This is a genomic window from Candidatus Thermoplasmatota archaeon, assembly GCA_030018475.1.
Taxonomy (GTDB): Archaea; Thermoplasmatota; JASEFT01; order JASEFT01; family JASEFT01; genus JASEFT01.
Genome location: JASEFT010000110.1, coordinates 1 through 944, shown reverse-complemented (window position 1 = coordinate 944; position 944 = coordinate 1). Strand labels below are relative to the sequence as shown.

Sequence of the window (944 nt, the reverse complement as noted above, 5' to 3'; positions counted from 1 at the left end):
GTGGTCTTTGATGGCAATGGAATGCTGATAGAAGTAAGAGCGAAACTAAAAGCTTCTGTTCTAGAAACTGGTCTTTTAGATGCTCTAGAGCTACTCACTACAGATAACCATGCTGTTAATCTAACAATGCATGGCTTTAATCCAGTTGGCTCTTCCGTAATAGATTATACGAATGTTATTAAAGATGTGATTCAAGAAGCTGTAAGTGACTTAGAAGCAGCAGAAGTTGCTAGCGCTAAAAAAGCAGTCGAAATTAACGTTGCTGGTAGAGGCAGTACTTCAAAATTAACTTCTACAATCAATTCTACAATTTCGATAGTTAAAATTCTATTCCCTTTTACAATGATAGTTACTGGTTTAGCTTTGTGCCTTGTGATGGCTTGCCTGTAGAGAGCATTACTGCTCACTTGTAAACTTTAACATATCCACTACCTAAACTACAAAAAAGATAAGATTTTAAAAATATAAAAAAGAGAAAAGAGAGGTGTTATAGCTTCTTCTTCTTCCTCAGTAGTGCTGCTATTAACGCTACTGTTCCTAGAGCCGCAATTACTGCTAGCGCTTCAAACCCTGGTATGAATGGCGGTACAGGCTTGGGCCTGACTGTGATTGTAACAGTTGTTGTAGCTTCGTTGCCTGCTTTGTCAGTAACTTTGAGCGTTACTATATACGTGCCTGCCTCAGTGAAGGTATGGGTAACACTTGACGTATTATAAGTTATGCCCTCGATTGTCCACAAATATGTTACGTCTTCGGAAACTATTGCTGTCAATGCTACTTGCCTCTCCCTGTAGCTTACTGCTCTATCGCCGCCGAATATTGAGACAGTTGGTTTAGTCGCGTCCAGCATTATGGTATCGCTTATTGTCAGCTTGCTCTCCTTACCTCTAGCTACATTTCTTAGTTGTGCATATACTGTTTTAGGAGCATCACCTGCAGTAAGA

General features: G+C 39.8%; 2 protein-coding genes. One reads left to right on the top strand and one right to left on the bottom strand.

Translation table 11 applies throughout. The features are described 5' to 3' along the window. Window positions 1-390 (top strand): DUF2070 family protein (locus QMD21_07805; protein MDI6856667.1); only part of this gene is annotated, 390 nt, incomplete at its 5' end. Between the two features lie 97 nt (window positions 391-487). Here the strand turns inward: QMD21_07805 and QMD21_07800 are convergent. Beyond that, window positions 488-944: PKD domain-containing protein (locus QMD21_07800; protein ID MDI6856666.1), on the bottom strand; the 457-nt coding region annotated here is incomplete at its 5' end.